This window comes from Oceanospirillum beijerinckii DSM 7166 (assembly GCF_000422425.1).
GTDB classification, from domain to species: domain Bacteria; phylum Pseudomonadota; class Gammaproteobacteria; order Pseudomonadales; family Halomonadaceae; genus Oceanospirillum; species Oceanospirillum beijerinckii.
The window spans coordinates 14,953-31,493 of record NZ_AULT01000030.1 but is presented as its reverse complement, the minus strand read 5'-3'; the positions used below and the strand labels follow the sequence as shown (position 1 = coordinate 31,493).

At 49.2% G+C, this 16,541-nt stretch carries 14 protein-coding genes; 10 read left to right on the top strand and 4 right to left on the bottom strand.

Features of this window, described 5'->3' with window-relative positions:
• Positions 1–65: 65 nt before the first annotated feature.
• The gene (locus H579_RS0109935; protein ID WP_028300551.1) at positions 66–497 is read right to left on the bottom strand and encodes a VOC family protein; all 432 of its coding nucleotides are present in this window, start codon (positions 495–497) and stop codon (positions 66–68) included.
• A 214-nt stretch (positions 498–711) separates the two neighbouring features.
• On the opposite strand from H579_RS0109935, the gene H579_RS0109930 reads away from it, so the two are divergent.
• Positions 712–1,635, top strand: coding sequence for a LysR family transcriptional regulator (locus H579_RS0109930; RefSeq protein WP_028300550.1), 924 nt, complete (start codon positions 712–714; stop codon positions 1,633–1,635).
• A 38-nt stretch (positions 1,636–1,673) separates the two neighbouring features.
• Here H579_RS0109930 and H579_RS0109925 read toward each other — a convergent pair whose 3' ends face one another.
• Together H579_RS0109925 and H579_RS25140 are read right to left on the bottom strand one after the other, a co-directional pair.
• Positions 1,674–2,411 carry a 2OG-Fe(II) oxygenase gene (locus H579_RS0109925; protein WP_051227514.1) on the bottom strand — a complete coding sequence of 246 codons (738 nt, stop codon included), beginning with the start codon at positions 2,409–2,411 and terminating at the stop codon, positions 1,674–1,676.
• 137 nt (positions 2,412–2,548) lie between these two features.
• Positions 2,549–3,370 carry an NAD-dependent protein deacetylase gene (locus H579_RS25140; protein ID WP_036565987.1) on the bottom strand — a complete coding sequence of 274 codons (822 nt, stop codon included), beginning with the start codon at positions 3,368–3,370 and terminating at the stop codon, positions 2,549–2,551.
• A 219-nt stretch (positions 3,371–3,589) separates the two neighbouring features.
• Here H579_RS25140 and H579_RS27830 point away from each other — a divergent pair, with 219 nt between their 5' ends.
• The gene (locus H579_RS27830) at positions 3,590–4,378 is read left to right on the top strand and encodes a GGDEF domain-containing protein (protein WP_157834594.1); all 789 of its coding nucleotides are present in this window, start codon (positions 3,590–3,592) and stop codon (positions 4,376–4,378) included.
• A 138-nt stretch (positions 4,379–4,516) separates the two neighbouring features.
• On the opposite strand, the gene H579_RS0109910 is transcribed toward H579_RS27830, so the two are convergent.
• On the bottom strand, positions 4,517–6,688 hold the full coding sequence (locus H579_RS0109910) for a malate synthase G (protein WP_028300548.1): 2,172 nt from the start codon (positions 6,686–6,688) through the stop codon (positions 4,517–4,519).
• A 462-nt stretch (positions 6,689–7,150) separates the two neighbouring features.
• Here H579_RS0109910 and H579_RS0109905 point away from each other — a divergent pair, with 462 nt between their 5' ends.
• The 8 genes from H579_RS0109905 (at position 7,151) to H579_RS25125 (ending at position 16,435) form a co-directional block, all read left to right on the top strand.
• A complete protein-coding gene (locus H579_RS0109905; protein WP_028300547.1) occupies positions 7,151–8,239 on the top strand; it encodes an ABC transporter substrate-binding protein in 1,089 nt (362 codons plus the stop codon).
• 64 nt (positions 8,240–8,303) lie between these two features.
• Entirely contained in the window at positions 8,304–9,884 is a 1,581-nt protein-coding gene (locus tag H579_RS0109900) for a diguanylate cyclase domain-containing protein (protein WP_169449705.1), read from the top strand.
• A gap of 2 nt (positions 9,885–9,886) precedes the next feature.
• On the top strand, positions 9,887–10,870 hold the full coding sequence (locus H579_RS0109895) for an alpha/beta hydrolase (RefSeq protein WP_036565986.1): 984 nt from the start codon (positions 9,887–9,889) through the stop codon (positions 10,868–10,870).
• A gap of 143 nt (positions 10,871–11,013) precedes the next feature.
• Positions 11,014–12,741 carry a COG3014 family protein gene (locus tag H579_RS0109890; protein ID WP_028300544.1) on the top strand — a complete coding sequence of 576 codons (1,728 nt, stop codon included), beginning with the start codon at positions 11,014–11,016 and terminating at the stop codon, positions 12,739–12,741.
• Between the two features lie 57 nt (positions 12,742–12,798).
• A complete protein-coding gene (locus tag H579_RS0109885; protein ID WP_036565983.1) occupies positions 12,799–13,404 on the top strand; it encodes a penicillin-binding protein activator LpoB in 606 nt (201 codons plus the stop codon).
• Between the two features lie 48 nt (positions 13,405–13,452).
• Positions 13,453–14,526, top strand: coding sequence for an LPP20 family lipoprotein (locus tag H579_RS0109880; RefSeq protein WP_028300542.1), 1,074 nt, complete (start codon positions 13,453–13,455; stop codon positions 14,524–14,526).
• A 126-nt stretch (positions 14,527–14,652) separates the two neighbouring features.
• Entirely contained in the window at positions 14,653–15,702 is a 1,050-nt protein-coding gene (locus tag H579_RS27825; RefSeq protein WP_028300541.1) for an OmpA family protein, read from the top strand.
• Between the two features lie 124 nt (positions 15,703–15,826).
• Positions 15,827–16,435, top strand: coding sequence for an OmpA family protein (locus tag H579_RS25125; protein WP_051227512.1), 609 nt, complete (start codon positions 15,827–15,829; stop codon positions 16,433–16,435).
• Positions 16,436–16,541 lie beyond the last annotated feature (106 nt).

Sequence of the window (16,541 nt, the reverse complement as noted above, 5' to 3'; positions counted from 1 at the left end):
GTTATCTTGTTGTCGTTGTTATTGTGTAGGGTCTATCTATGATGTTTTCTTGTGTTGCTTGCTGCTTATGAAGTGAGGGATGGCGTATTGGAAATCAGTTGATTGAACTCCAGAACATTGCCATCTGGGTCACGAATAAACAGGGTGATACGGCGTGAGCCTATGGGGTGAGGGCCTTGGGTAATCGTAATACCTTCAGTCTCCAGCCATTCTTGCAGAGCGGTTAAATCATCCACAACAAAAGCGGGGTGAGTGACGCCGGGAGGTTTTACAGGAGCATCCAGCAGAGGGTTATGATCCATACGGGCACCGTTAAATATCAGATTGATACGTACCCCACCCACTTCCATCTCATTGGCTTCATAAGCAGGGAATACGGCTGTTTCACGAAATCCCAGGCGTTGATAAAACTCGACGGAACGCTGACGATCGCTGACCCGAATACCGACATGATCAAAGCTGCGAATGACCTGAGGATTTAGCATTGTTGTTGTCATGTACTTTCTCCGCTGGTTTTGTGCTGCCGTTGCTACAGTTCGATCTGAACGTTGTGTTCCGCTGTATCTGCCACCACTGTAGGCTTCTTATAAAACGTAATAAATGCCATAAAGCTGATATCTTTATTTCGTTTTATGAATAAATAGATAGGCTGGGCATCAAAAAGGATGGCTGTAGGGTAAATGGGCAGGGGATAAAAATCGGAGGAAGATAATGGATAAATTTAAAGGTATGACGGCTTTTGTCGCTATTGTGGAGCAGGGCAGTCTGTCGGCCGCAGCGGAGCAGCTCAATCGCTCTGCGGCCACCATGGTACGCACCCTGGCTGAGCTGGAAGAGTATTTGGGGGTGCGTTTGCTCAATCGCAGTACCCGACGTTTATCTTTGACCGATGAGGGACGGGAATATCTACAACACTGTCGGCGCATTCTGGCAGAGGTGCAAGAGGTCGAATTTCTGTTGGATAGCCGAAAACAGCGGCCAGCGGGTAAGCTCAGCCTGACAGCTCCAGTGATGTTTGGTCGACTGCATATTGCTCCTTTGCTGAACCAATGGCTGCTGGACAATCCCGGTATGAGTGCGGAGTTAACTCTTCTGGATCGTGTCACGGATATCATTGAGGAGGGCTACGATATAGCGCTAAGGATTGGCAAACTGTCAGATTCTTCTCTGATCGCTATGCCTCTGGGGCAAGTGCATTATACCTTGTGTGCAAGCCCGCAGCTTGTTGAAAAGATGAGCGTGGCTGAAAGTGTGAAGGGGAATGAAAAAATAGGCTTGCTAGAACACCCCTGTGAACTGGCGAATTGGCCAGTTATCGCCTTTGCCCCGCAGGGGCAGTATTGGCAGCTGTATTATCAAGGTAATCCTATTGTTGTACCCATTACGCCTGTGTTTACTTCGAATCAGATTGATCCGGTATTAAATGCTGTCAAAGCCGGTTTAGGCGTAGCAATGGTGGTGTCTTACCAGGCCAGAGAGGGCTTGGAAAGCGGTGAGCTGGTGAGTCTGTTAGATGACTGTATGCCGGAAGCGATACCTGTACAGTTTGTTTACCCTCATAACCGTTTGCTCTCACCCAGAGTGCGCTTATTTCTCGACTGGGCTGCACCCAGAATCCGACAAATTCTGGGGTGATAGACAGAAAATATTATGGTTCTTTTTGATAAAAGGGCTTAAGCCGGGATACCATCATTGATGCGAAACCAGACCGCAATACTGTAGCGTGTGGCTTGGGCTGTGATCACTTCGTGGGGAAACTCTTCACTCAGAAATGCCGCTACGGTACCTGCTTCTGGTTCGACCTTGGCAATGGGGGCGTCTGATAACTGCAGAGCATCGGTCACATTCTGACCTTGTTCACCCACTTCTGGGAAGAGTAAAAACTGACCGCCATCGGCGCTGTTCCAGTTCGGATTAAGGTAAAACACCAGGGTCATAATACGGTTGCGCTGACCACGGAAGCTGTCCAGATGTTTCTTATAGAATTGACCCGGTTCATAGATCGCATACATGGCTTCAAAGTGATTCATACCCAGAAACAGTCGACGATTTACGGCGGTCATCAACTGATCCAGCATCGCCATAAAGCTGCTTTGTACCGGGTTGTCGCCGTCCAGCCAGCAGATACGATCCGTACGGATATCATCCCGCAGTACCAGCTCTTTATCACGACCGATACCTGCTTTGAAAAACTCCTGATTCTGATCCCGCTGCTGCATATCTGTACGCAGTGCCTGCACCATCTCTGCTGACAGACTATCTTCCATCACCACCCAGCCCGTTTCATAAAGAGATTGGCAGATCAGGTCGATCTGTTGATCACTCAGCTGTGCAGAAGGGACATCGGTTGAAAGACTGGAGTTAGAGGTCACAGTAGAGTCTGTGGTTTCAGTGACAGGCAAATCGGTCATAACGGATTCTCAGAGCAGCAAGCTTATATGCAGAAATAGGCTGACAAGCTTGGGGTCAATATCATTACCCCGGCTTATACCCTAAGAGGCCGCTTAGGCAAAGTAAAAAGCGGCTTAAACGTGTAAAACCCGGTGGGTTATTGATCTAAACCGGCCAGAGTTTCGCTGCAGGCGGCGTCCAGCTTTAGTGTCGCCAGCTCATCAGCACGGGTCACGCCTTTGTTGAGTAGCGCAATCGGTTTGCCTAGCTCATGAGCCTTACGACAGAAGCGGTAACCGGAAAAGACCATCAGGGATGAGCCGATCACCAGTAAACCGTCGGACTGCTCTAAAGCGTCAAAAGCGGTATCAACACGATCTCTGGGCACGGTATCACCAAAAAACACCACATGGGGTTTTAATATGCCACCGCACTGCTGGCAGTCGGTGAGTTGGAATTGATGAAAGTCATCCCGTTCAAGATCGGCATCGCCATCGGGAGCTGCGCTGGCGGTGAGTTGGGCAAACTCGGGATTCAGTGTGCTCAATTGATCGCAGATCTGATCACGGGTATACAGTACCTGACAGCCCATACAGATCACCTGATCGGAACGGCCATGGAGATCGACCACGTTTTGGCTGCCCGCTTTGTTATGCAGGCCATCCACATTCTGGGTCACCAGTAGCTGGCAGGTGCCATTGTGCTCCAGCTGAGCAATCGCTTTGTGAGCGGCATTGGGTTGGGCGTTGCGCATCACCGGCCAGCCAATCAGAGAGCGGGCCCAAAAGCGCTGACGGGTATGCAGGTCAGACATAAAGTCATGGTGTTGAACCGGTGGTTTGCGTTTCCACTGGCCGGATTTATCCCGGTAATCCGGGATACCTGAATCAGTACTGATGCCCGCACCGGTCAGTAACATCAGCCGGGGGTGATCCTGAATAAACTGCTGTAGTCGTTCTGATGCCTTGAGAGTGGTCATACCGTTACTTTTCCGTGATCGTGCATGTTTAGAGAAATATGTTGCTCAGAATGACCTGAGTGTCTCTCTTCTTAGTGCTCTTTGAGTGTTACGTTAAAACTCTGCCGTTGGTTTGCGGTCTGATACTTCTCTTAGCACCCTAAATACGATTAACATAGTGAACCTCTTTACATAGGCCTTGCGTATAATACGGGCCTTGGTTCTTTAACAATGGTTACCATGAAAGATAACAATAGCAAGCTGTTACGGGAAAAAGCCCTGTTAATTGCCCGCAGGGGATTAGTGCGCTTTATTCTTCAAATGACATTGCCCTCTACTCTGGGGGCTGTGTTGCTTTGTTATGGTGTTTATTGGTTGTTGGACGTTCGGCTGTTCGAATCACAGCTAGCGCTGTTGATGCCCATACTGGCACCTTTAACGATTACACCTGTGGTTGCCTTTTTCTGTTTTCGCTTATTCCAGGTATTGGCGGATGAGCATGAAGAACTGTTGGCTGAGGTGACCCGGTGCCAGGCACTGGAGATGGAGCTGAGGATGCAGGCCAATAACGATATGTTGACGGGCTTGTCGAACCGCAGGGCTTTTTTTGAAGAAGGTCACAGGCGATTAAGCAAATGGCCGCAAACCCTGGTACTGATCGACCTGGACTTTTTTAAGTCGGTTAACGATGAATACGGTCACGATATTGGTGATCATGTGCTAGTGAAGATGGCGCAGCTGTTATCGGATAACTTTGAACCGGAGGCGTTACTTTCCCGCTTGGGAGGCGAAGAGTTTGCCTTTCTTTCTTCATTGGAACCAGGGCTGCTGATAGACCAATTGCAGGAAGTGAACCGGATGCTGGTGACCCATCCTATGCGGATTAAACAGCATGAGATAGAGATGAGCCTGAGCGCCGGGGTTGTAAGCGTTGACCAGCATGGTGATCTGCAGGAGGGCCTGATTCAGGCAGATACCTGTCTCTACAAAGCCAAACGTAATGGACGTTGTCAGATTCACAGTGTGTAATATTGTAATTGTAGTCTTGAATCAATAAAAAGCCCGGTTGCTTGCATAAAGCAACCGGGCTTTGTTTTTCTGCTTTAAGTCTTTAACGACTCGGACATTGGAAGCAACGTTACAAGACCGTTAAAGCAAAGCCGCTGATTAAGCCTGTTGGGCTTTCAGCTTCAGACGGCAAGCGTGCAGTAGCGGTTCGGTGTAACCACTTGGTTGCTTGGTGCCTTCAAAGATCAGCTTGCAAGCGGCTTCAAACGCTACACCATCAAAGCCTGGAGCCATCGGTGTATACGTTGGATCGTTGGCGTTCTGACGATCAACAACAGCCGCCATACGCTTCAGAGTTTCCATTACCTGCTCTTCAGAGCAGATGCCGTGGTGAACCCAGTTACAGATATGTTGGCTGGAGATGCGCAGAGTCGCACGGTCTTCCATCAGGCCCACATCATTGATGTCCGGCACCTTGGAACAACCCACACCCTGATCAACCCAGCGTACAACATAACCCAGCAGACCCTGAGCGTTGTTATCCAGTTCCTGCTGAATCTCTTCTGCAGACCAGTTTGGATTTTCTGCTACCGGAATGGTCAGAATATCGTCCAGAGAGGCGAACTCACGGTTACGCAGTTCTTCCTGACGGGCGAATACATCGACTTTGTGGTAGTGCAGAGCGTGCAACGTCGCAGCCGTTGGCGATGGAACCCATGCGGTGTTAGCACCGGACAGTGGGTGACCGATCTTGGCTTCCAGCATGTTTGCCATCTGATCCGGGATTGGCCACATGCCTTTACCGATCTGGGCTTTACCGCTCAGGCCACAGGCCAGACCAGTATCAACGTTCCAGTTCTCGTAAGAGTTGATCCATGGGGTGGCTTTCATATCGCCTTTACGGATCATAGGACCGGCTTCCATAGAGGTATGGATCTCGTCACCGGTACGGTCCAGGAAGCCTGTGTTGATGAATACCACACGCTCTTTTGCTGCGCGGATACACTCTTTCAGGTTAACTGTAGTGCGACGCTCTTCGTCCATAATGCCCATTTTCAGGGTGAAGCGCTCGATACCCAGTGCATCTTCGATACGGGCAAACAGCTCGTTGGCAAACGCCACTTCTTCAGGACCGTGCATCTTAGGTTTTACGATGTACATGGAACCTGTGGTGGTGTTGCTGAACTGACCCAGACCTTTCAGGTCATGCAGAGCGATCAGAGAGGTACACAGACCATCGATGATACCTTCCGGTACTTCGTTGCCGTCTTTGTCCAGAATCGCGCCGTTGGTCATCAGGTGACCCACGTTACGTACGAACATCAGGCTGCGGCCTTTAAGCGCCAGGGTAGAGCCATCTTTAGCGGTGTACTCGCGGTCACCGTTAATGCGACGGGTAAAGGTTTGACCGCCTTTGCTTACTTCTTCGGTCAGGTCACCTTTCATCAGGCCTAACCAGTTGCGGTAAACCACAACCTTGTCGTCAGCGTCTACCGCTGCAACGGAGTCTTCACAGTCCATAATGGTGGTCAGTGCCGATTCCATGACAATATCTTTGACGCCTGCTGCGTCAACTGAACCGATCTGGTGCGTGCGGTCGATCTGAATCTCAAAGTGCATGCCGTTGTTGACCAGCAGGACAGACTCAGGGGCTTCAGTGTTACCGGTGTAACCGACAAACTGATCCGCGTTAGCCAGACTGGTTTCAGAACCGTCTTTCAGGGTCACAACCAGTGCACCGTCTTTAACGGCGTACAGAGTCGCTTCTGTGTGATCAGAAGACGCCAGTGGTGCCGCTTCATTCAGGAAGTCACGGGCAAAGGCGATCACTTTAGCGCCACGAGCCGGGTTATAACCCTGGCCCTTTTCCGCGCCACCCTCTTCAGAGATGGCATCAGTGCCGTACAGTGCATCGTACAGGCTGCCCCAACGTGCGTTCGCCGCGTTCAGTGCAAAACGGGCGTTCATCACAGGTACTACCAGCTGAGGACCGGCCATGGTCGCCATCTCAGGGTCGACATTGGAAGTCGTGACTTCAAAGTCTTCACCCACAGGCAGCAGGTAACCGATATCCGTCAGGAAGGCTTTGTACTCTTCCAGATTAAAGGCCTGGCCTTTACGGCCACGGTGCCATTCGTCGATCTGAGCCTGCAGCTGTTCACGTTTCTCCAGCAGCTCGCGGTTACGCGGTGCCAGGTCATGAACGATGGCATCAAACTGAGCCCAGAATTGTGCAACGTCTACACCTGTGCCGGGTGCAGCTTCGTTGTTAATAAAATCAAAAAGCGTTTTTGCAACACTCAGGTTGCCTGTCTGAACGCGTTCAGTCATGGAAATGTGCCTCTAACATTTGTTTTTTTGGCCGTGGTTTACCTGATCCCGTGTGCCGGCGGGAAGAGGGCTGACGGCGTTGTTATTGCATGATGCCACTCATGCATAGCCTGCTAAAGATACCCAAACAGAGGCTTTTTGTCCCTATATGTACGCCTAATGAATGAGAAAAGTGCGACGGACAGGTCACGTCAGGTAGGAAAAAAGTCGAAAAACAACCGTATTTTTGCCGGTAACGGCATATATTTATAAAACACACGCTCAGTTTTGAGTGCTTGCCTTTTAATTTGACACTGGACGGCTTATCACGGGAAAAATAAGCGGGTCACGACAATGGGGATCTGTGCAATGTGGCAGTGGGTTGGTCTTTTTCGAACGGCTGTTCTTACTCGAATGGCTCATGTTTTCCGAATACTACATGTTTCCCGAATACTACATGTTACCCAAACGATACTGGGTCCAATGGTTCTGATTGCGTTGCTTTGCCTGGCATTTCCTGTATGGGCTGGCTCACTGCAGGTCAGTTTTATTAACCCCGGTAAACAAGGTGAGCGCTTTTGGGATATGGTCACCGCGACCATGCAAGCTGCAGCAGATGATCTGGATATTGAACTGAAGGTGTATTACGCCCAGCGAAACCGTATACGCATGCAGGCGATCGGTTCTCAGTTGCTGACCGAAAAACAGCTGCCGGATTATCTGGTACTGGTGAATGAAGAGCAGTCGGCAGAAGAGATCGTCAAAATGGCGAATGAAAAGCAGGTAAAAACCTTGCTGCTGCTGAATGATTTTTTTGGCAGTCAGCTGGAGCGCATGGGGCAACCCAGAGAAAAGTACCCATACTGGATCGGCAGTATCACCCCCGATAATTACCGTGCGGGTTTTCGTATGGCGGATCGTATTATTGAGCGAGCCAAGCAACGCTTTGGCACCCCGGTACATTTATTAGCGATTGCAGGGGATAAGGTGACACCGGCTTCGATTCTGCGCACAGAGGGTATGTTAAAGCGGGTTCAGGCTGACCCGGATGTGATTCTCGATCGCCTGCTGTATGCCAACTGGAATGCCAGAGATGCGAAGGTCATGACGGAGCGTTATCTGCAATGGGCCGAGCGTAACCAGATTCATCCCCATAGTTTATGGGCCGCCAATGATCCTATCGCCGCAGGAGCGATTAAAGCGCTAAGGGAAAAGGGGCTTGAACCTGGTAAGGATATCTTTCTTGCAGGTTTAAACTGGTCCCCAGAAGGGCTGGATATGGTGCAGAGCGGTGACTTGGTTCTTACAGACGGCGGTCATTTTCTGGCAGGAGCCTGGACCATGGTGCTACTAAGAGATTATGCGGAAGGCTTTGATTTTGCCCAACAGGGTTACCGGCTCAGTTTCCCTATGTCTGCTATCGATAAGCGTAATATCGAGCGCTTTATGCAGGTGTTTGCGGAGCGGGATTGGCGCAAGGTGGATTTTAGTTATTTTAGTCGGTGGAAAAATCCTCGTTTGCAGCAGTATCCCTTTGGGCTGGAGCATCTGATTAAAGCTGTAGCGGATTAAGTTTGATTCGATCACTTTATTAGAGAATAGGAGGGTTGCCTTGCTCTGGATGGGTGTCAGGTCTTTGCATAGTAAATTCTTTCTCAGCTTAATGCCTATTGTGTTGGGTATCGCTTTAATGACGATCGGTGTTTTTGCGTTTCTGTCTATAGAGCGTTTTGAAAATCAGCTGCAGGAGAAAGAAAAAGCCTTATCTGCGGCCCTTGCACAGGTGTTGGGAGAGCCGCTATGGAACTATCAATATGAAACCTTGGTGCAGTTGGTTTCCGTTGCAATGACTGACCCGGATATCGTACAGGTCCTCATTCTGGATGAAGGAGGAAACGAGGTACTGGTGAAAGGTAATGTGGCTGACAATGAGCGTGTTGATCGACGTAGTCAGAGGATTTTTTATCATAATGCCCATATCGAGCAGAGTGCCGGCCTGTTGCAGATTAGCTTTGGTCGTCAACGCTTGCGTGATGAATTACTCGGGCGGGTATTCCAGGAGTTGATACTGATCGTTTTTATGAGTGCAGGCTTTCTGGTGTGTGTCCTGTTGATCAGTCGTTATGTGATCCATAAACCTCTGTCGGAGTTATTACTGGCGATGAAGCAGAGCCAGGCCAAAGGGGTGTTACAACCGGTACAATGGCGCTCCGATGATGAGATCGGGTATATCATTCACCAGTATAATCTGATGCAGGAATCCCTGAGCGTGAAGGAGCGGCAGCTGGAGTTGAGTCGCAGTCGTTATCGTACTCTTTACCATAGTACACCGGCATTGATGCTGAGTGTGAATATGCAGGGAAAGATATTAGAGGTGTCTGATTACTTCTGCAAAGAACTGGGCTTTGCACCCGATCAGCTACTGGGCACGTCGCTTTGGCGTTACTTGGACGATCATGGCTCTAAATCTGTGCATCAGGTCCTGGAGCAGGCTCTGCTAAAGGAAGAGGTAATCAGAGAGCTTCAGGCCTGCTTTCATTTGCCCAGAGGCCGCATTGATATACTGATTACTGCGGTACCTCAGTATGACGAGCTGAGTGAGTATCAGGGGCACTTGCTGGTACTATCGGATATCACCCAGTTGAATCAGGCTTACCAGTTGATTGAGCATCAGGCTAATGTCGATCACCTGACAGGTTTAGCCAATCGCAATCGCTTTCAGCAGGATATTGACCGGTACTTTATTGAGCAGCCGCATCCCAGATTGTCCCTGTTATTTATCGATCTGGATGGTTTTAAACTGGTCAACGATACCTGGGGCCACCTGGTCGGGGATCAATTGCTCGTGGTGGTGGCGAAACGTATGTTAAATGTGGTGCCTCCCGATGTGCTGGTGGCGCGTTTAGGCGGTGATGAGTTTGCGATTTTGATTGATGATAGTACGTTGGACTTGACGCTTGATGAACTGGCTTTGAAGCTGGAGCAGCTTGGCGAGTCCATTTTGCAGCAGATGGCGATGCCTTTTAAAATTTCTGGTCATGCACTTTGCATCTCCGCCAGTATCGGTATTGCTTGTGCACCTATGCACGCAACGAGCAGTGTTGAGTTGCTGCAATATGCCGATATTGCGATGTATCAGGCTAAGCGGCAGGGTAAAAACGCATTTGCTTTTTATCATGAGACCCATGGTAGCGAGCCACCCTCTGAACAAGGATAAGTATGCTCTCAGGTTTAGACAGCGAACCTTTCAAGGCCGCAGCACTGCGTGAAAGTTTGCTGCATCAGCGGCCCCTTTGTGAGTGGCTTAAGCGCCAGCAACAGCATTATCTTAACTTCTATCAATTGGCGCCTTTCTCTGGCGCTGGTTATCAGCAGGGTTGCGTCCGTTCAGGTGAGTATGAAGTTGTTTATCAGTGCTGGCGGCCCTGTCGGGATGAAGAGGCGGGAGTGATTCAGAAGAGCTCTCCAGGCACTTTTTATGTTGTACACGGTTATTACGACCACCTTGGGATCTATCGTCACCTGATACAGGCTCTGCTGGGCAAGGGGTATACTGTTGTTGGCTTAGATCTGCCAGGGCATGGACTGTCGTCGGGCCTTCGGGCTTCTATTATCACCTTTCAGCAATACACTCAGGCGCTCTGGCAGGTGATTCAACAAACCTACCCGTACTGCCCCGGGCCTTATAATTTGATCGGGCAAAGCACCGGTGGTGCTGTTGCCATTGATTGGTGGTTAAACAGTGATCTCCAACATCAGTTTAACTTTGAGAGTACGGTGCTATTGGCACCGCTGGTTAAACCCGCTAACTGGCAGCAGGGCCTGTTGAGCTATCAGCTATTGTCTCCTTTTCTTAAGCGTATCAAGCGTGGTTATTCCAGAAACAGTCATAATGATGACTTTCTTGCCTTTCTGAGAGATGACCCTCTGCAGCCCAGGTATCTGGCTGTGGACTGGGTCAAAGCATTAAAAAACTGGATTCCCATGATTGAAAACGCAGACCCTCTCTCTTGTCGGGTGTTGATTTTGCAGGGAGAAGAGGACAGAACTGTGGATTGGCGTTTTAATACCCAATTACTAAGACAGAAATTTCCTCAGGCCCAGCTGAGCTTTTTCCCTCAGGTCAGACATCATATGGTGAATGAATCGGATGACATCAGGCTGCTTTGGTTAAATCGGCTGTGGCAATTCCTGCAGGATTAGCCTCTCCACCACTATTCAGCTTCAGGAAGGGAGTCTTGTTATCATCGACTGTCGCTCGGCTTATGCTACTGAGCGCAACTTTCTTCCGGCGCAAGTTAGCCTGCGTATCTCTGCCTGTAACACAACAGTTTAAGAGTCGACAATTGTCGGTACTCTTGACACTACTGCTGGGTGCCCAGATCTCTGGCTGCAGTACTTATGGTGATAGCGTAAAAAGTTTCTTGGATGACGCCCGTCAGCAAAATTACAGCGCAGCAGACAAGGTCGCAGAGGAAACCCTGTCCCCCTGGGGGCAGGACCGACTGCTCTACTATCTCGAAAGGGGCATGATCGCTCATCTGGATCAGCGTTATAAGGACAGCAATCAGTTATTAGAGCAAGCCCACGAGATAGCTGAGCGCCAATATCAAACGGAGCTGCAGGATTTGCTGATTACGGCCATGACGCATCCAGGACATGCGACCTATAAGGGGCAGATATACGAGCGGGTTTTCCTGTATTACACCAAGATGCTGAATTACCTGATGTTGGCCCAGGAACAAACAAAGGGAGCAAAGCAGAACCGTTATTTGGATGGTGCACGAGTGGAAAATAGGCGCTTACAGCTGTTACTGGATGAACAGGTACTGCAGGTAGGGGGTTACCGTGAGGCTTATACCGATGATGAGCAGTGGTTTAAACAACTGCTGGATGTGTTTGATCAGCTGACTGGCGAAGTGCTGGATATGGAGCAACTGATCTATCGTGATCAGGCTTTTGCCCATTATGTGATGGGTGCCATGTATGAGCAGTATGGTGAGTTGGATAATGCTCGTATCAGCTATCAAAGAGCCGCGACGTTATATGAAGCCGGATATCGTGAGCAATACAATCTGGGCTCAGAGATAGAAGATCAGGCCTGGCAGGATACCGTACGTATGATGCAAAAAGCGGGTGGTTATGAGCAAACCTGGCGGCGTCTGGTTAAAGAAAAAGGGCTGCGGCAAGAAGGTTACTACCAGCCAGGACAGGCTGAACTGTTGGTGTTGCAGCATGTGGATCTGTCGCCACAACGTCAGATACTTAATATGCATCTGATGATCAATAAAAATAGTCAACGTCTGGTGCTGCGCCCGATACCCTTGGGCAACCGAAAGCAGCGTAGAGAGCAAGCCGCCTGGTTCTATCTGCTATACGCTGATAAGGGACTCTACAATTTGGTACGGGACTTTTATGACGGTTCTATTCTGGATAGTGAAGGCGTGTTGTACAACAGCCAGTCGACGACGTTGAAACCTATATGGTCGACAGTGGGAAAGAGTGGTCTTGATCAAACCCTGGGAGAACCTGGAATACGTGTCGCTATCCCCTACTTCCCTATGCCTGGGCAACCGATAAAGAAATCTGAACTAATCGTGAGCCCATCCTCTCGGGATATTCAACACCTTGAATCAAATCAGAAGCAAACTCAGGCACAGAGTTTGGCTTTAATGCCTGCCGACTCCGTCGCTATGTTGGGTTTATTGCAGCAGGTGGTTGAGGCGCGTCGCGATCTCTATGCAGCCATGGCGCGTGAAACACTGCGTAATCGTACAGCGCAGGAGGCACTAAAAGATCTGGGTAAATGGGCCCGCTTGGGCAGTAAGCTATTAACTGCGTCAACGACTAATGCTGATACCCGCAGCTGGTTACTCTTGCCTCATCATATTCGTCTGCAGCGCATACAGCTGCCACCGGGAGAGTATAAAGTGAGCCTTCATACGGAGTGGTCTGAAACAGGAGACGCAGGAAGCAGAGCGGGACTGCCAGTTGAGCAGATATACACCGTCAAATTGGTGGCCGATGAATTAACAATTTTGAATGTACGGACCTTTAACCCCACAGGTTTTTAAGGCTGCGTGTCAGTCATAGGACTAACTATCAAAAGCACAAGCAAAGGAGTCAGCAATATGAATAAACTGATCCGCTGGGTCGCTCCATGGGTACTGGGATCAAGCCTGGTGCTGGTCGGCTGTGGCAGCAATAACCCTAGGGTTGAGCGTGTTGATGTGAATCAGGAGATCGCTCTGACGGACCGCTGGAACGATGAAGATTCCCGTTTGGTTTCTCAGGAAATGATGCAGGATATGCTGACTTTTCCCTGGATCAGTCGCTATAAGACAGACAGTGATGATGACCGTAAACCCACAGTAATTATTCAGTCTATTCGCAATAAAACCGATGAGCATATCCCCACCGAAACCTTTGTTAATGATATCAAGCGTGCCTTGCTGCGCTCCGGTGATGTGGATTTTGTCGTCAGTGGTGATGAGCGGGATTTCATCCGTGAAGAGCGTAAAGACCAGGAGCTTAACGCTTCCAGTGAAACTCAGGCCGCGATGGGGCAGGAGGTCGGTGCTAATTTTGCGCTGTCTGGCACCATCAATGCATTTATCGACCAGTTGGGAAAAACCAAGGTCAAAACTTATCAGGTTGATTTGAAACTGATCAATATGACGACCAATCGAGAAGTGTGGAACGGCCAGAAAAAGATGAAAAAGAAGATGACCCGCTGAGTCTTTGTGCAAAATGTGCCGTCGTACAGTATTAACGGAAATAAGAAGATGACTATAAATCAGCAAAATAATAACAGTTTGCTTCGATGCAGCCGTTCAATCTGTTTCGCCTGTGGCTTATCACTGGTGCTTCTGCTCAGTGCCTGCAGTATTAAAGATCCGATGCACCCTGAGCGTGTGGTGCATGAGCAACCTCTTTGGGTGACGCAGCTCCCTGAACGTACAGGTTATGAATACGGTGTTGGTAGTGCCGATCTGTCTGGTCGCGAAGCTGAAGCCATTGAACTGGCCAGAGAGCGAGCCAGAGCTGATCTGGTGCGTCAGATTCAGGTAGCCGTTAGCAGCGAGTTGGCCAGTCATAGCGAACTGACAATGGAGAATGGCCAGAACAGTCGTTTTGTGGAGCAGATTAACGAAAAAATACGCAGCCGGGTGCCAGAGGTGGAGTTGCCCGGAATTAGCTGGCAGGCTCAATGGCAAGACCCGGATAGTGGCACCTTTTATGTATCGGCGCATTTAAACCGTTGGGCTGTGGAGCAACAGTTAAGTGAGCGTCTGTCAGTGTTGGATCTGGAGCTGGAAGAGGCGAATTTACCGCGACAGGGCAGCCGCTTACAGCGGGTCAGGCAAGCACTGCCTGTGCTGGAGCTATTTGCTCAACGGGATAAGTTGCTGCAACAGTTGAGCTTTTTGGCCGAGAGCGGTTTGAGTCGTTATCAACTGAGTGCAGAGTTAAAGCAGTTACGGGATGAGCTGAATCAATTGATCTCAGCGCTACAGATTGCCCTTGTTCCAGAAGATCGACAGGCACGTTTGTTGTCTACAGGGCTAAGCGAAGGGCTATCTGGATTAGGGCTGGTGTTAGTCGATAAGGATAGGAATTCAGCGGACCTGATGTTGAGTTACTCTTTACAGCTTACTGATAAAGAGGTTGAGGGAGTTCATTATGTGCTGGCTTATGCTCAGCTCCAGATTCGGGATCAACAGCAACGTATTGTGAAGGCAATAGAGCAGCAGGCAAAAGGAGTCTCAGGATTTCCCGAGCGGGCAGAGCAGTTAGCATTACAGCGCTTAACGTCAATTCTGACAGAGCAAATTACAGGCCTCCTGTTTTCCCGATAATGTTTCTTTATGCAGAGTGTGATTTTCTTGGCAATTAGCAGGCATTTATTTGTTTACGTCCTGTAACAGGGCTTATAATTAGTCAGAATCTGGAAACCTGATCACCGATCATAATAGGAAATTGATATGAAACGTCCCGTATTAGTGCTTCTTTCTGCGATGACTCTTTCGTCTGCAGCACTGGCTAACCCTCTGCCTGTACCAACAGGTTATTTTGTGGGTGGTTTTGGAGAAGTTAACCTACCTGACAGCAAGAAAGATGACTTAGAGCGCTATGACTTTATTGATGAGGATGGTAAGGCCCTGGGTCTGGAGTTCGGTTATTTTTATGGCCCTCGTTGGGCTGGGCGTATTGAATGGTCAAATCTGAAGTTTGGCAACGGTATCGGCGGCAGTGATGTGGATGGTGATCGTTATGGTGTAGATGCGCTGTATCGTTTCAGTGATCACGGTCCCTTCTACGGTATTATGGGCTTAAAACACCTGGCAGCAGGTAAAGGTCATACTGCTGCGAGTATGGGTATCGGCGCAAATACCATGATCAGTGATCACATGTCGGTATTTGCCGAAGGTACGCTTTACGGTGGTCTGGATAAGTCCTTTATCGATTTTGGCACTAAATTAGGTTTGCGTTACCATTTCGCAGCCAGTGCTCCAGCGGCAGAAATTACCCCAGTGGCTGCTTTGGCACCGCAACCTGAGCCAATGGACAGTGATAATGACGGTGTAATCGATGATGAGGATCTGTGTCCAGATTCAGATCCTAAGTACGCGGTTGATAACAACGGCTGTGTTGTACTGAAAAGTGTAGGTGTTTCCATTGAACTGGAAATTCCATTTGCCAACGACTCTGCTGTAGTCGAAGAGCAATACTTTGCTGAGATTAAGCGCGTAGCAGACTTTATGAAAAACTATGCTGAAGGCAGCGTAGAGATCTCAGGTCACACATCTGCCCGAGGTAAAGCGGATTACAATTTGGATCTGTCTTCCCGTCGTGCTAAAGCTGTAGCGGATATTCTGGTGAATAAGTTTGGTATCGCTGCGGACCGTGTTAACCATAAAGGCTATGGAGAAACACGCCTGAAAGATACCAGCGGTACAGCTGAGGCTGAGAAGATGAATCGCCGTATTGAGGCTGGTTTCTTCGCGACAGAGCAGCGTAAACAGTTGCGTTAAGCCTGGGTCAGTAAAAGCCACCTTGCATGCTGTAAGGTGGCTTTTTTATAGGTCACTGATACTTTATTTTTAAGCAATTGCCTTACTTTTCAATCCGTTTACTGCAATGTGTTAGGGGTCATGAATGAAGAAAAGCCGTCTGTTTGCGCTGTCTATTGCCATGCTGGCTACTGTTGGTTGTGCAGAGCATAGCTTTATTGAGCCCTATACTGCAGTAAAGCCGGAGGTGATTTCGATACCCGAATCCGATCTGGATCTGGATGGTGTAGCTGATCGCCTGGACCAGTGCCCTGGTACGCCAACCGAGTATGCAGTTGATGAGATAGGCTGTCATATGTATGAGCAGTTGGCCGTTTCCATGGAGCTGGAAATCCAGTTTGATAATGACTCTTCTGTTATCGAGAGATCTGACCTGGATGAGATCAAACAGGTAGCAGACTTTATGAATGACCACCCGGATACCCATGTAGAAATTGGTGGTCATACATCTACCCCTGCAACTGAAGAGTACAATCTGCAGCTATCTGAGCGTCGTGCTAAAGAAGTGGCGGGTGTTCTGGTCAGTGAGTTTGGTATTGCAAAAGAAAGGGTTACTTTTAAAGGTTATGGTGAGAGTCGTCCGAAGGATCTTAGTGAGACAGAAGAGGCCCATCGTATTAACCGTCGGATTGAAGCCGTAATTTTTGGTGTGGAGCAGAACGTTGTTTTACGCGAGAGCCATGCTGTGCAGTAATAATGCCAGGTCTTCTTATCAGCAGAGGCTTTTCTAAAGAGTAAGATAAAAAACGCCGGTGACTTCCGGCGTTTTTTTATGTCGCTTTTTCAGGGGACTGATTACT